Below are 12,954 nucleotides of genomic sequence, written 5' to 3'. Positions count from 1 at the left end.
GCGATTGCAGACGAACCGATGCGGCGGCTTCACGGACGTGAGGCCGCCGCATCGTCTTGGCCGGTCTCATCGTTCTCGCTGCTGCTCCCCTCGCGCAACGCCTCTCCATGTCGCAAGGGTTTCCCTTCCGGCGTCTCGTTCGCGAGGGCCAGCAGGATGTCGGCGTGACACGGATCGCCTGGCTTGCACCAGCAGGCGAGGTTCTTTCCCCTCAGCTCATGAAGATGCTCGCGCAGAAGCGTCATGCCCTTGAGCGTGGTGGTCAGCCACTGCGCATAGGCCTCGGCCGCCCAGGCCTTGCCGAGATAGAGCTGATGACCGAAGGGAAATGGATTTCCCCATTTGCTGCCACGGCCCACATAGATCGTATCGGGCGGCAGGCGCCAGCCCTTGAACATCTTGCGCTGGATGCGTCGCGGATTTGCCATCGCTGTCTCCGACCCGGGCGTCGTGCATCGGACTGATTAGACCGAACGCACGCTCCCGGCGGTAGCCGGAAGCCCGGGCTTCGACAGATATTTTTCCGTGTTTATTTTCGCGCCTGCAACAGGGCGCAAACGGAAATCGCAGCAACCATTGCGGAGACAAAGGCAATGGTGCCGGGCGCCGCGAGCGGGAGCGACACCAGCGCCGGGCCAGGGCAGAAGCCGGCGAGGCCCCAGCCGATCCCGAACACGGCCGCGCCGATCACGAGCCTGCGGTCGATGGGAGCATCAGCGGGCGGGACGCGGAACTGTGATCCCGAAAGAGGCGCCGCGCGCCGCCGGACAAGCCAGAACCCCGGCGCCGCGACGCCGATGGCGCCCGCCATGACGAACGCCAGACTCGGGTCCCACGTGCCGGCGATATCGAGAAAGTTCTGCACCTTCGCCGGATCGACCATGCCGGAAAGGATCAAGCCCAATCCGAACAGAAGGCCGGAGAGAAGCGCACCGATCACGCCCATGGCCAGCCTCCGATCACATGGCGCACCGCATAGACGGTTGCAGCGGCCGTCGCCATGAACACAGCCGTTGCCACGATGGAGCGGCGCGAAAGACGGGCGAGCCCACAGACGCCGTGGCCGCTCGTGCAGCCACGGGCGGCGAAGACGCCCGCGCCGACGAGCAGTCCCGCTACGACGGCCAGGCTCAAGCTCGGCGTTACGGTCTGATGCACCGGCCCCCCGGTCGCGAGCGTCCAGACGAATGGGCTAGCGAAGAGAGCGGCAATGAACGCGGCCGCCTCCAGCGGCGCGCTCGCGGCATAGGGCGGAAGCAAGCGGCGCACGATGCCGCTGATGCCAGCCAGGCGGCCGGTGGTGAGGAGAAGCAGCACCGCGGAAGCCCCAATCAGGGCTCCACCGGCCAAGGATTCCAGAGGCGTGAATGGCGTCACGGTCATCGGCAAGGATCTCCAGCGCGAAGCGAGGTCATAGGCGAGCCCGCGCAGCGTGTCGAGAGGTCCGCTCTTCTACTTGAGCGGCGCCTCTTCCCCGCCGAACCTGTACTTCACGCCGAAGGTAGCCTCGAACTGGTACATGCTGATGTCGATGGTGTGCGCCGGATTGCCGAAGCCAACAAGCTCGGCCCCGCTCACCGTCTCCTCCGGCGCATAGAGGCCCGCAAGCTCGACCGACCAGGCGCTGTCGATCTTGTATTCGAAGCCAGCCGTGATGTGATGCTGCACCACGGCGGGGGCCAGAATGTTGAACTGCACGTCCCGCGAGGAGATCGGGTTCGTCGCATACGCATATCCGGCGCGGAGCGTGAGGGCCGGCGACGAGCGCCATTCGACACCGAATTTCACCACGTCCACATCGTCCCAGCCGAAGCCTCGGCCCTCATCCGTTCCGAGCAGGGCGGGGTTGGTGGACGGGTTGGCGACCGACGCGACCGAGCCGAACCAGATATGGCGATAGTCGGCGAGCAGGGTGAGGTTCGGCGTCAAATCGACCGCGATGCCGGCCTGGATGCTCGCCGGGATGTCGAAGCTGCCCTGCTCCGCGAACAGGCCGCGGTACTTATTGAACTCCTGCGTCCAGATCGGGGAGTTGCCAGCCACACCGAACCGGATACCGGGCGCGACCGCCCATTCGAGGCCAGCGCGAACGCCGCCACCCCAGGACACATCGTAGCCTCTGTTGCTCACGGCACCGGGATCGCTGGACGCTCCTGCAAATGCATCCAGCCCTTTGAGCTTGATCTGCTGGCGCGCGATGATCGGCGCGACACCGATCGAAACACCGGGTGCGATCGTCTTGGCGAGCGCGACAGAGAACAGGGCCTGCTGGAGATCGACGCCGAGGCTGCCGAAGCCGAAGATGCCGGGACCGGGCGAGAACGCGCCACCCGCGACGGAGGGATAGTCCGTGTTCATGCCGCCGCTGCCGTAGACAGAGAACCCGATCACATCGAAGTATGGGTTACCGTCGAGGCGATAGCTGGCGGCGAGATTGGGAATGGCGAACCAGTTGCTGTCGCTCTCGACGACGCCGCTCGGCGTGAAGCCGGGTGCGCTGCCGCCCTCGAACTCGCGGCGCGGGCTGAACGCAGACACGGCCGCCGTGAACTCGTTTCCGGAATGCACGAGGCCCGCCGGGTTGAGCGAGATCGACGTCGAGTCCCGGCCATCGGCCACACCTGCGCCCCCCAGCGCCTTGTGACGCGCGCCGTAGCCGTGCTGGAAGTAGCCTTCCGTAGCGCTGGCAGCCGACGATAGCGCCGTCCCCATTGCGATGACGACGAGCGCCGACTTCATCGGCGACGACGAACTCACAGACATTCGATCCCCCTCAGAACAAAACCCCTAGGGGGAACCTAGAGAGGCAGAGAAGCGTGGCGAACGAAGAAAAAACGCAAAGCAATTTCGCGTTTCGCGATCGCGCCACTCACCGGAAGTTTGGCGATTTGTATAGTCGGAAAGATGCTCATCCGAGGTATCGTGTGCGGCAGGGGGACTACCCAATCGAGGAGCTCGGCCATGACCGATCACTCACTGTCCACCACACCCGCAAAGCCAGACGAGTTGCCCGGCGGCGAGCTTCCCCGCGCGGTCTACAGATCCGTCGCCGCGGCCTTCGCCTGGATGATCCTGACGGCGTGGATCGCGTTCGGAATCGGCCGCGAGGCCGATTTCGCGCTCGCGGCTGCGTCTGTGCTTATCTTCATCTTCCTCGCTCTGCCGCTGCTCATTTACATCACGGCAAGCCATCACATGGCGGCCAAGCAGGAGACGCTCAACCACTTCCTGCATTCGGAAGTCGACACCGCGACGGGACCGCTTCCGGGCAAGGACGTGTGGATCGAGATCGCGGTCATTCCCGTGGCGCTCGCGCTAGCGGCCACGCTGCTCGGGATCGTGTACGCCTTCAGCTGACGCAGGCGGGCTCAATACGGGTGCGCCTGAGGCAGCTATGAGCACCTTCTTCTGGTCTCGCGTCAGCCTCTTGATCCGCGCTTCCTCTTTTTGCGCGGCGGAGCGCGTCTCGAAGCTCGCTTCGTAGACGAGCGTAACGGGGCGGCGGGGTGCAGTGTAGCGCGCGCCGCGAGCCCTCGCTCCATTGTGCTCCTGAAGGCGGCGCTGAACGTCGGTGGCGATGCCCGTGTAGTACGTGCCGTCGGCGCATTCGACGATGTAGAGCACGTAGCTCATCTCCGCCGTTTATCCCTTCGCGCCTCCGGAGGGCGCGGCGCGATGCTTCCTCTTGTGGGCGTATTTCGACACGGGCCGGGAGGCACCGCGGCCTGCGTGATGCGACGCGTTTCCTCGCTCACCCTCGGCGCGAGGTCCGCCCTTGCCCTGATAGCCGCCGCCGCCGTCCCGTTTGAAACCCTTGCGATGCCCGTCCTTGTCGTCGCGCCAGGGCTTCTTCTGGCGCTCATGACGCGGTCCCTCGTGACGTCCCCCCTCGTGACGAGGTCCGTCATGACGCGGGCCCTGGAACGGACGCGGCGCACGCGTCTCCGGCGCATCATTGGCCGGAGCGGACGCGTCAGCCTTGCGGTCGAGCGTGTCGATCCGATCGGTCACGGCGGCATAGTCGCTCGCGCCATGGGCGCCGACGCGGGAGATGCGGCCCTCGTTCTTCGGCATCATGCGGGCGGCGTCCGCGAACTTGTCGGCGAACTCGGCTGCGATCTCGAAGCGTGTATCGCGGTCGAAAATCTTGATGGCGCCGATCTCGGATTTGGTGACGCCGCCTGCCTTGCAGAGGAGCGGGAGCAGCCAGCGCGGATCCGCATTGCGCTCGCGCCCGATGTTGACGCGGAACCACACCATCTCGCGGCCGTCGCGATGACGCTCGCGCGGCGGGCGGCGCTCGCGGCCGGCTGCGTCTCCGCCGGAAGCTTCGCCTCCCTGCTCGCGGTCGGGCCGGCGCTCGAAGCGCTCGCCCCGGCGGTCCTCGCCTTTCCAACGACCGCCGGCGGGACGAACCCGGTCCTGCCGACGCGGCGGGGGCCCCGTGTCCTCCGCGAGATCCTCGGGCGCGGGCAGACGTGCCCGGTGCATCCGCACGAGGGCAAGCGCGATCTCCTCGGCAGAGCGCGCGCCGGTCAGCGAGCCCACGAGCGCAAGATCCTCGTCCGTCGCCGCATCGGTGAAGATGGGGTCGCTCAGGAAGCGTTCCTGATCGCGGGCGCGGATCTCCTCGGCCGTCGGCGCGGGGGCCCACGTCACCTTGAGGCGCGCGGCGGCAAGAAGCGCTTCCGCCTTGCGCCGGCGGTTGAACGGCACGACGAGCACGCAAAGCCCCTTCTTGCCGGCGCGGCCCGTGCGGCCTGACCGGTGCAGCAGCGTCTCATGGTCGTGCGGCAGCTCGGCATGGATCACGAGCGCGAGGTCAGGCAGGTCGAGGCCACGCGCCGCGACGTCCGTCGCGACGAGCACGCGGGCGCGGCCGTCACGCAGGGCGACGAGCGCCTGCGAGCGCTCGTTCTGCGTCAGCTCGCCCGAGAGGGCGACCGCCGAGAAGCCCCGCTCCACCAGGCGCGCATGCAGCCGCTTCACACCCTCGCGGGTGGCGCAGAACACGATCGCGGCGCGCGCTTCATGAAGGCGCAGCACATTGACCACCGCGTTCTCGATGTCGAACGGGGCAACGCGAATGGCGCGGTATTCGATGTCGGCGTGCTGCTCGTTGCGGCGGAGCGTCTCGATGCGAAGAGCGTCGCGCTGATAGCGGCTTGCGAGAGCTTCGATCTCGCGCGGCATGGTGGCGGAGAAGAGCAGCGTCTGACGTGTTTCAGGCGTCGCGTCGAGAATGAATTCGAGATCCTCGCGGAAGCCGAGGTCCAGCATCTCGTCGGCTTCATCGAGCACGATGGTCTTGAGCTTGGAGAGATCGAGCCGGCGGCGCTCGAGATGATCGCGAAGGCGCCCCGGCGTGCCGACGACGATGTGGGCGCCGAAGCCGAGCTGGCGTGCCTCTGCGCGGGCATCCATGCCGCCGACGCAGGTGACGACGCGTGCACCCGTCTCCGCATAGAGCCAGGCCAGCTCGCGCTGAACCTGCATGGCAAGCTCGCGGGTGGGCGCGATGATCAGCGCCAGCGGCTCAGCCGCGGGCTCGAAGCGCTCGTTCTCGCCGAGCATGGTGGCAGCCATGGCCAAGCCGAAGGCTACCGTCTTGCCGGATCCGGTCTGGGCGGAGACCAGCATGTCGCGGCCCGAGGCCTCCGCTTCGAGCACGGCGCTCTGCACGGCGGTGGGCACGGAGTAATTTCGCGAGGCCAGCGCACGTGCGAGCGCCGGATGAGACGTGGGGAAAGTCATGTTCGGGCTGCCTCTCACGCGATGGCGACAGCTCCGGCCCCGCACGCGAGGCTCGGCACCAGGCCAAGTGTCTGTGGTTTTCCGGTTGTCTAGACGATTTCCCTCAGATCCGCCAGCGGGAGGCTCGGCATTATCGGAGGCGCATTGTCGCCCGGAGGCGCCCGGAGGCGCCCAGGATTGCACCGCCAACAGGGCGTTGGGTGCGAACGCCCGAGGGCGATGAAGGGCCGGTCTCAGGGTCACGCAGCGATGGGTAACCGATTGATTTTACTTAGCTCGTCTCCTCAGCGCCCATCTTGGGTTCGCTCCGCGAACTCGCAAAGAAAAGTGGATGGCGCCGGAATGCGCCATCCACGCACATGTACTCAGGATCGACGGCGAGGCAGGAGGCCCGCTGCGCCCGGGCCTCACCAGCGGTATTGAACGCCGCCATAGACGGCGCGCCCCGTGCCGGGATTGAAGAGCTCCATGCTCGGGTCGGCATTGCCTGTCGTGATGGTGGTTGCGATGTAGCGCTCGTCGAGCAGGTTGCGCCCTTCGACATAGCCCGACCAGCCCTTACTCTGGTCGTAGCCGAGCCTGAAGCCGAGAAGCGCGTAGGGGTCGACCTTCAGAGTGTTGGCATTGTCCGCGTAAAAGGCATCCGCCATCCACTCGACATTCGGGCCGGCATAGAACCCGCTCGGATGATTGTAGAGCAACTCGGCACGAAAATTGTGCGGTGCGACTCCCGGCAGCTGGTTGTTGCCCCACAGGACATCGTTGTCGAAGAAGAAGTCGTTGTATGTGTAGACGACGTTGAGCCAGACGCGATCCTCGATGTCGAAAGTCGACTTGAGGAAGGCCAGTCCGAAGCCTGCTTCGACGCCTTGATGCACCGTCTTGTCCGCATTCTGGATTACGCACGGCGCGGTGAAGAAGGGAGAGAACACCACCGTCAGGCACTGCAGCTCGTCGTCGATCTCGGCGCGGTAGAGCGAGACATCCCACCTGAAATCGGGCCTGCTCCCGCGCGTTCCGATCTCATAGGTCGTGGCCGTCTGCGCCTTGATGTTGAAAGCGTTCGCGTCAAAGGTCGGAACCTCCGCGCTGCGCGAAATATTGGCGAAAACCTGCCAGCCGGGATCGACATCCCACAGGATGCCAACCTTGGGACTCCAGAGATCGTAATCGTTCGAGCCCGAATTTGCTCCAATCCGGTCACGCTGCTCGCGAACGACATGCATGAACTGGGTGCCGGCGATGAGGGCCACGTTCGGCGTCACGCTGAAGCTGTTCTCGACGTAGGCCGAGTAATTTTCCGACTCCCAGTCGAGAGAGGTGGTCAGCGCGCCTTTTTTGCCTGCGTTGTTGACGAACTGCTTGTAGTCGAAGGTGCCATTCAGAACATTCGCGCCGACGATCAAGCGATTGCGGAAGCCTCCGATCATGCGGTCGTCGGTGGCGCGGACGAAACCGCCGTAGTCCGACACGTCGTAGTCGAGGTACTCATAGATCGGATGGTCGACGTAGCGCTGGTGCGTGAACGCGCCGAACTCCACAGTCGTTCCGTCGATGCGCAGCGTGGTCTTGTTGGCCACGCGCACGGAATCGATGTTCCGCTGCTGGTCCAGGAATACCCAATAAGGGTTCGCTTCCTTCGGTGATTTCAAGGCCTGTGCCTTGGTCACCTCTCCGGGCAGTTCGCCGTTCCAGGTATTGGCGTTGACGTAGAAGCGCGTTTCCGCGTTCGCCGACAGGCGATAGCCGAGGTTGGCGTTGAGGCGCGCCATCTCCTGTTCGCTGTGCTCGCGATAGCCGTCTTCGCGATTTGCGGAAAGGTTGATGAAATAGTCTAGGCCGAGGGATCGACTTCGAAGAGATCGAACAGCCCGTCCGACGTGTTGATCGGAATGCCGTCCATAAACGCGTTGATGCCGCGGTTGCCGTAGTTGCGGGTGAGGCCCGACCCTCGGATCGAGACGCGCGCATCCGGTCCCCACTTCGACTGGATGATCACGCCTGGCACCCACCCGAGCGCATCCTTGATGGTGTTCGCGGGCGTGTTCCTGAACTCAGTGTCGGGCACGACCTCGACGCCGCCCGGCGCCCGGTTGATGTCTGCCGTTGCTTCAGCCGTAGTCGGCACGCCGAGGCTGCCGGAGCGGGTGCCCGGCGCAGGCGCGGCAACCGGTGCAGGCTCAGCGGCCGGGAGCGGTGCGGCCGCGCTCTGAGGAGCAGGGGTTGCTTTAGCAGTCTTCTTAGCTTTGGCGGCCTTGGAAACGGTGGTCTCGACCTTCACCGCCGGCAACTCGGTGGTTCCCTTGGAGGGCTCCTGTGCAACGACTGGAGACGTGACGAGTAGAGCCGATATGCCGGCCAACACCACTCGGAAGTGGGGCAGCCGGGGCGAAGCCGAAATACGGAACAGCGGCATGATGGGGCATCCAAGCTGATTAAATGGGAGCGACGCGTCATCGGAGACTAATGGATTGGGCGGCGATCCGGGATCCCGGATCGCCGCCCATTCTCCGTGTCAGAATTTCAGGGTCAGCCCCGCGTTGAACGAGCGTCCCTCGCCGGGAACGTTGTCGCGGGGCGAGGCGAAGTAGTAGTGCCCTGCGAGCGGATCCTCGAAGTAGGTGTCGAATACGTTCTTGATGCCGAGATCGACGCGCACGTTCTGCCACTCGTAGCTCGTGGCGAGATTGAGCAGAGCGTAACCGCCCGTCTCCATCTCATTGCGCACGGTGTCGATGTTATGCTTGCCGGCGACCGCATAGATCTCGACCGAGTTCGTCCATCCGCCCAGCGTATGCGTGAGCGCGAGCCTGCCGTTCCATGGCATCATGTGATAGAGGCTGATGCCCGTATCGGCATTTTCGCCGTGCACGTATCCGGCAACGCCGGTCAGCGCGAAGCGTCCGAACTGGCTCGAGTCGGCGAGCAGCAGGCTTCCCGACAGGTTGATGCCATAGAGCTCGGCGTCGTGATTGGCGAACTGAAGATAGACGACGTCCGGCATCATCATGCTGTCGCCGATCTTTCGAACGCCGATGTAGTCCTCGACGTAGGTGTAGTAAGGAGTGGCCTTGAACTCCCAATCCTTGCGCGCACCGCTGCTCCAACCCGTGGTGAAGCTCACGGTATGGGCGACCTCGGGATCGAGATCCGGATCGCCGACGTATCCGTTGAGGTCGCCGAACCATCCGATCATGCTCATGGCCATCTCTCCGCGGCCCCAAGCGTAGCGCTCATAGAGATTCGGGGATCGCGTCTTTCGCGCGTAGCCAATCTCATAGCTCTCGGAAGCCGACGGCGCGTAGCGCGCCAGCGCGGTGACATCGAAGTTCGTATCCGTGCGAGACCTGTCCCGAGCGTTGAAGTCCAGCGCCGCCTGCGCATCGGGATTGTTCATGCAGCCCATCATGCCCATGGGAATGCAGGGGTTAGCCGTGTTGTAGGGCGCTACGTCACCGGTATCCATCCAGACCATGTCGTTGCGCACGCCGAGCAGCGTCGACCAGGCGTTCGTCCACTTCCGCTCCCACTCGACGAAGGTACCGAGCCGTTGGCGCGTGCCGTCGTTGATATTCAAGTAGGTGTCCGGCGCCATCATCATGGTGCCAGCCACGGGCGGCCACCAGTCGTCGAGCCGCTGGTGATGGAACTCGTTGCCGATGCGGAGGAGATCGCGCCCGGACAATGGGATCTCGGCTTTGACCGAGTACCCTGCGTCCTGGCCTTCGGTGAGCATCGGCATCTCACCCGGCTGCTTATCCGCGAGGAAGTTCATCTCGTGCTTGGTGTTCTGGTAGAAGGCCCGCGCATCGAGCTTGCCCCAGCCGAAATTCGCGACATACCGCGTGTTCAGGAACCAGGCCTTGTTCTCGACCATGTCCATGTACTGGTTCACGTAGCCCTGATACGGGATGTATTGGATGCCGCCCTGGACGACGAACAGGTCGCCGCCGTTGCGAACCGCAAGCTGCACCGAGTGGTTCTGAGCCTCGTACTCGGACGAGAGCACCTCGACCCCGTGGCCGTCCTCGTAGTTGTCGGAGCGAACCCACGCGCCCGCGTAGTTTACGCTGACGTTGTTGCTCGCGGCATGTGCCGTCGCCGAGGTGCCGACGCCGTTGCCGTTGCTGCGATAGAAGGCGGAGATGCTGCCGGCGGTGTGCACACCTTCACCGACGCCTGCGAAATGCGGCGGCAGCGATTCCACGATCACGGTGCCGCCCAGACTGTCGCCCCCCTTCGAGACCGGCGTGACGCCCGAGAGCACCTCGATGTAGGCGATCTGCGCGGGATCGGCGTAAGAGAGCGGCGGGTTCATATGGTTGGCGCAGGCCGACGAGACGACCATGCCGTTCAGAAGCACTTTGACGCGATCGTCGTTGAGGCCGTTGATGACGGGCAGCCCGGACACGCCGCCAGCCTTGAAGATGCTGACGCCCGGGGCCTCGCGCAGAAGCTCGGCTGTGTCGCTCGTCTGGGGGATCTTCGACTGGATTTCCTGCCGCCCGATTTGCGTCGTGGTGCTCGGCACGGCAAGCCCTGTCGCGCCTACGCCCACGATCGGGGGAAGGCTTGCGTCGCCGCCGTCCACAACATCGGCTTCGGATTGGCCCTGTTCGGCTCCCTGAGACACGCTCGACGGCTGGCCAGGCTTCTTTGCCTTCTTGGCTTTGCCGGCGGCCGACTGCTGGATGGTGACCTCGGGGAGGGTTTGTTGCGCGTGAGAGGGCGAGCCCATCGCGCAGAGCGCGAGAACCGAAACGGCTCCGAGGGCAGCCGCGCGAATGGAGACAGGATTGGGCCGGGCCGAGACGAGCGGCCGGAGCAAAGCGTACATGGCGAAGATCCACATTGAGTCTGAAACGAGCGACGGGCGCACGCTTCCGTTCGGGAAGGCGATGCACGGCCATCGATGGCGCAGTTGAATCAGATCAGTGCGGAGAGGGGCGGGCCTCGGGCGGAGACTGCCCCAGGCTTGGGAGTCTCGGCAAACAGCGCCACCGCCAGCGTGTAGGTAACGGCGGCGTACTCGACTTGGCGAACGACAGGTTTGGACTCTGCGGCGGCCACAGCGGCAGCACCAGAAGCGGCATACGGGCAAAGTGCGGTATCGGCGTGTTGCGGCTTTGGCGAAACCGGCTTGTTTTCATCATCGACGGCCAAAAGCCGCGCGCCGGAGCTCGCGCAAATGACGATTTCGAGCCCCAAGCCCTCCGCAGCACTGGCCGACTGCAGCATATATCCGGCCGGGAGCAGGCTACGCAGAGCCAGCACAGCAAGCAGGACAATGGTGATGGCAGCGCGTCTGTGCACGGATTTACTTCCCCCACCCCACAACGCTAGCAGGGGGATGCAGGTTCGCAATACGTAATGGCTACTCGAAGAGCGAGGTGTGACGAAGCCGCCACATCGCTTGATCCAAGTCACTCTTGAAGAGGCTCCGCTCTTGAACGCAGAGCGGTCTCCGTTTCGACGGACCAGCTGCTGACGATCGAACTCCACCGGCACGGTGAGGCTCATTGTTGTTTTTATTGGTGCGGACGGTGGGACTCGAACCCACACGACGTTGCCGTCTCAGGATTTTAAGGCGATCCAGGTCACTCCGCAGCATTACGCAGCATTACGTAACTTATTGATTTTACTGAGGCCTATTACTCAGTATACATCTTGATTTCGCCCTGTTTCGCTCCAAAGTGGTCGCTAATTGGTCGCTAATTTTGATCGATGGAGACCGCTTGTGACTGCCGCTGTTCTTCTTTCGAAGCGCTTGGTCGACGCTCTTCAACCGGGCGAAACCCTTTTCGATACGACCGTAAAGGGCTTCGCCGTTCGGCGCCAGCTGCGGCACCCGGTCTACATGTTGAAGGCACGCATCAACGGTCGTCAGAGATGGATCACCATTGGTCGGCATGGCGCACCGTGGACGGTTGAGACGGCTCGCAAAGAAGCACAGCGCTTGTGGGGGCAGATTCACTCCGGTGTGAATATCGTTGCGGTGCGCGAGGCGAAACGCAATCAGCCGACGATTGAAGAACTGTGCGAGCGCTTTCTCGAGGAGCACTCGCGCCAGCACAACAAGCCGGCAACCGTGCTTGGCTACGAGCGCAATAACCGCAACCACATCATTCCTCTTCTCGGCGGCCGTACAGTTGCAGAGATCACGCGCACCGACATCGAAGAATTCAAACGCAAGATCCGCGACGGCATTACATCGAAACGCACGAAGCGTCGGCGCGAAGGCGGCACAGGTGGACTCGATGTCAGAGGTGGCCCAGGCGCTGCCAACAGAACGCTTGGCCAGCTGTCGAAGATGTTCAATCTCGCCGAGGTGTGGGGATGGAGGCCTGAGAACAGCAATCCCGTGCGAAAGGTCATTCGCTACAAGGAGAAGAATCTTGAGCGCTTTCTTTCCACCGAAGAGCTCTTGCGTGTCGGGCAGGTCCTGGTCGACTTCGAGACCAGCGGTGCGATCATGCCATCCGCAATGGCCTGCATCCGCTTGCTCATCTTTACGGGCGCTCGGCTAGGAGAAATGTTGACGCTGCAGTGGTCGTACGTCGATTTCGAGCGGCGCCTCCTTCTCTTGCCCGATAGCAAGACGGGCCAGAAGCCGATCGTACTCAATCAGCAGGCGATTGAGGTTCTGAACTCCATCCCTCGAATCGCCAATTGCCCGTGGGTCATCATTGGGCATCTGGAGGGAGAGCATCTCAAGGCATTGCAGCCTGCGTGGGACAAGGTCCGCCGAGCCGCCGGTATCCCCGATGTGCGGATCCACGACCTGCGCCACTCATTTGCAAGTTTCGCTGTTATGAGCGGCGGCACACTTCCCGTGATCGGAAAACTACTGGGCCATAACACCCCGATCACGACGGCGAGGTACGCTCATCTATCTAATGACCCAGTGAGCCATCTCGCCGAAATCACCGGAACGGCCCTGGCTAAGGCAATGGCATCCGGAAAGTTGCCGGGTGAGACGGACGTGGAACAGCAGAAAGCTGCAGATACTTTCGAGACCCTCAAGGGCAAGCTTGCGGAGCTGTTGGCAGACATGGACAAACTCTCGAAGTCGCCGTAGACGCGCAATCAGGAAACCACAGCGGTCCTTGCGAAGACCGCTGCACCGAGAAAGCGGTCATGCTCCCGTCAGCGTGTCATCTAGCGACCTGCGCGCCGTTCACGTCCGCTTCTCGTGCACTA

12 protein-coding genes are annotated in these 12,954 nt (G+C 63.7%); 2 read left to right on the top strand and 10 right to left on the bottom strand.

Annotated features, from left to right (window positions below):
• Positions 1 to 29 precede the first annotated feature (29 nt).
• From F812_RS22730 to F812_RS0105640, 4 genes are all read right to left on the bottom strand, one after another.
• Positions 30 to 428: a DUF4326 domain-containing protein gene (locus F812_RS22730; protein ID WP_020084987.1), complete on the bottom strand. Its 399-nt coding sequence runs from the start codon at positions 426 to 428 to the stop codon at positions 30 to 32.
• A 101-nt stretch (positions 429 to 529) separates the two neighbouring features.
• Positions 530 to 946, bottom strand: coding sequence for a YeeE/YedE family protein (locus F812_RS0105650; protein WP_020084986.1), 417 nt, complete (start codon positions 944 to 946; stop codon positions 530 to 532).
• Positions 937 to 1,383, bottom strand: a complete 447-nt coding sequence (locus F812_RS0105645; RefSeq protein ID WP_020084985.1) for a YeeE/YedE family protein — start codon at positions 1,381 to 1,383, stop codon at positions 937 to 939. Before F812_RS0105645 ends, F812_RS0105650 begins: the two co-directional genes overlap by 10 nt.
• Before the next feature lie 69 nt (positions 1,384 to 1,452).
• Positions 1,453 to 2,763 carry an OmpP1/FadL family transporter gene (locus F812_RS0105640; protein ID WP_026867872.1) on the bottom strand — a complete coding sequence of 437 codons (1,311 nt, stop codon included), beginning with the start codon at positions 2,761 to 2,763 and terminating at the stop codon, positions 1,453 to 1,455.
• Positions 2,764 to 2,961: 198 nt separating this feature from the next.
• Between F812_RS0105640 and F812_RS0105635 the strand changes: the two genes are divergently transcribed.
• Positions 2,962 to 3,357, top strand: coding sequence for a hypothetical protein (locus F812_RS0105635; RefSeq protein ID WP_020084983.1), 396 nt, complete (start codon positions 2,962 to 2,964; stop codon positions 3,355 to 3,357).
• Here F812_RS0105635 and F812_RS22725 read toward each other — a convergent pair.
• The 6 genes from F812_RS22725 to F812_RS0105610 form a co-directional block, all read right to left on the bottom strand.
• Entirely contained in the window at positions 3,316 to 3,633 is a 318-nt protein-coding gene (locus tag F812_RS22725; protein ID WP_020084982.1) for a GIY-YIG nuclease family protein, read from the bottom strand. The two genes, F812_RS0105635 and F812_RS22725, sit on opposite strands and share 42 nt — an antisense overlap.
• 9 nt (positions 3,634 to 3,642) lie before the next feature.
• Complete coding sequence (locus tag F812_RS0105625) at positions 3,643 to 5,754, bottom strand: DEAD/DEAH box helicase (protein ID WP_020084981.1); 2,112 nt, start codon at positions 5,752 to 5,754, stop codon at positions 3,643 to 3,645.
• Between the two features lie 407 nt (positions 5,755 to 6,161).
• The gene (locus tag F812_RS22720) at positions 6,162 to 7,580 is read right to left on the bottom strand and encodes a TonB-dependent receptor family protein (RefSeq protein ID WP_342446743.1); all 1,419 of its coding nucleotides are present in this window, start codon (positions 7,578 to 7,580) and stop codon (positions 6,162 to 6,164) included.
• 8 nt (positions 7,581 to 7,588) lie between these two features.
• Positions 7,589 to 8,170, bottom strand: coding sequence for a TonB-dependent receptor plug domain-containing protein (locus F812_RS27205; protein ID WP_342446740.1), 582 nt, complete (start codon positions 8,168 to 8,170; stop codon positions 7,589 to 7,591).
• A gap of 99 nt (positions 8,171 to 8,269) precedes the next feature.
• Positions 8,270 to 10,591 carry a TonB-dependent receptor gene (locus tag F812_RS0105615; protein ID WP_040497994.1) on the bottom strand — a complete coding sequence of 774 codons (2,322 nt, stop codon included), beginning with the start codon at positions 10,589 to 10,591 and terminating at the stop codon, positions 8,270 to 8,272.
• An 89-nt stretch (positions 10,592 to 10,680) separates the two neighbouring features.
• The gene (locus F812_RS0105610; RefSeq protein WP_020084979.1) at positions 10,681 to 11,067 is read right to left on the bottom strand and encodes a DUF2946 family protein; all 387 of its coding nucleotides are present in this window, start codon (positions 11,065 to 11,067) and stop codon (positions 10,681 to 10,683) included.
• Between the two features lie 424 nt (positions 11,068 to 11,491).
• Between F812_RS0105610 and F812_RS22715 the strand changes: the two genes are divergently transcribed.
• Positions 11,492 to 12,832 (top strand): tyrosine-type recombinase/integrase, encoded by a 1,341-nt coding sequence (locus F812_RS22715; RefSeq protein ID WP_020084978.1) that lies wholly within the window; start codon positions 11,492 to 11,494, stop codon positions 12,830 to 12,832.
• Positions 12,833 to 12,954: the final 122 nt, after the last annotated feature.

Origin of the sequence: Hyphomicrobium zavarzinii ATCC 27496 (assembly GCF_000383415.1) — a bacterium.
Taxonomy (GTDB): domain Bacteria; phylum Pseudomonadota; class Alphaproteobacteria; order Rhizobiales; family Hyphomicrobiaceae; genus Hyphomicrobium_C; species Hyphomicrobium_C zavarzinii.
The sequence above is the reverse complement of the archived record's forward strand: the minus strand, read 5'-3'. Positions and strand labels throughout refer to the sequence as shown.